The sequence below is a fragment of the Desulfovibrio sp. OH1186_COT-070 genome, assembly GCF_003860215.1.
Classification (GTDB): domain Bacteria; phylum Desulfobacterota; class Desulfovibrionia; order Desulfovibrionales; family Desulfovibrionaceae; genus Desulfovibrio.
This window is the reverse complement of record NZ_RQYH01000090.1, coordinates 1-1277: the sequence shown is the minus strand read 5'-3', so window position 1 is coordinate 1277 and position 1277 is coordinate 1. Positions and strand designations below refer to the sequence as shown.

General features: G+C 49.6%; 1 protein-coding gene and 1 pseudogene. One reads left to right on the top strand and one right to left on the bottom strand.

Annotation, left to right across the window (positions count from 1 at the left end; all coding sequences use genetic code 11):
• Positions 1-87 precede the first annotated feature (87 nt).
• Positions 88-288 (top strand): annotated as a pseudogene (locus EII23_RS11950) (IS1595 family transposase); the annotation flags it as partial.
• A gap of 10 nt (positions 289-298) precedes the next feature.
• Here the strand turns inward: EII23_RS11950 and EII23_RS11945 are convergent.
• A protein-coding gene (locus tag EII23_RS11945; RefSeq protein WP_124793545.1) for an IS5 family transposase occupies positions 299-1065 on the bottom strand; the annotation gives its coding sequence in 2 pieces (ribosomal slippage) (positions 299-690 and positions 690-1065; 768 coding nt in all).
• Positions 1066-1277: the final 212 nt, after the last annotated feature.

Sequence of the window (1277 nt, the reverse complement as noted above, 5' to 3'; positions counted from 1 at the left end):
CGTTTATGTTTATCAGGAAGCGCTTTATACCCGCTCCCCGAAAAAATCGGGGCTGACGTAGATTAGCAGTCATGATAGGCTGCTAAAATGAAGATAACCCACTGTAAATTAAAAAAGACGACACAAAGAAAACTGCTCGAATATTTTGTGCCGGAAGTAACCGCACGTTCCGCTGCCGATATCTTAGGTATCCAACCTAACACCGCCATACTCTTTTACCGCAAAATCCGCCTCGTTATCAGTCATCATTTGGCTTTACAGGCAGACCAGGTTTTTGAGGGTTCCTTAGGTAGTGTAGTCACAATATTTTCAACCACATCGCAATAATCCGGATTTCTATTGCTGCAGCAAATGAAGTCAATCTCTTCGCATAACGCGTGGCAATGCCCCGCCAACGCTTGAAATCCAAAAAGCGATTCTCCACCAAATGGCGGTAACGGTACAGATAGCGGTCAAAAGACAGTTGCTCCTTGCGCTTGGCCTTTGGCGGGATAACAGTATCCATCCCCAGCGAGGCCGCCAAATTCCTGATCGCATCGCTGTCATAAGCTTTATCGGCCAACAGATGGTCGGCTGTCGTATCGGCAATCAGTGCTTCGGCAAACAGGCAATCTGCCGCACTGCCTTCGCTTAACACGAATTTTACCGGCATCCCGTGGGCATCCACCGCCAGATGCAGCTTGGTATTCAGCCCCCTTTTGTACGGCTCATGCCTTCATTGCCGCCTTTGGCTCCCGCTGCATGGGGGTGAACCTTGATATGGGTAGCATCCATCATCAGCCACTCCATGTCTTTTTCTCCCGCAAGGATGAGCATCAGTTTCGTCCAGATACCTTTGTCGCGCCAACGGATAAAGCGGCGATGGGTATTGCTCCACCCACCGTAATCGGGTGGCAGGTCTCTCCAGGGTGCACCGGTGCGCAGTATCCAGAAAACGGCGTTGATGAATTGCCGGTTATCCACTGCCTGACCACCCCGGCTGCCTTTGCGTCCAGGCAGATGGTTTTCAATCAAGTTCCATTGGTGATCGGTTAAATCGTGGCGGCGGTGGGCAGGTTGTTTCATGAGGGGACTGTGGGATGTCGGATGAAGGTCGGATAATCTCATACTTTACAGATTGTGACTACACTATCTAGGGTCTGTTGACAATTCATCTTGTGCAACAGCCATCATCTTGAAAAAATGGCGCAATCCTGTATTGAAGTTTACTTCTCACACAAATTTCAAGGATTGTGCCATGCCTCGCACCATGCCCAATGATGAACTCTGGACGAAGT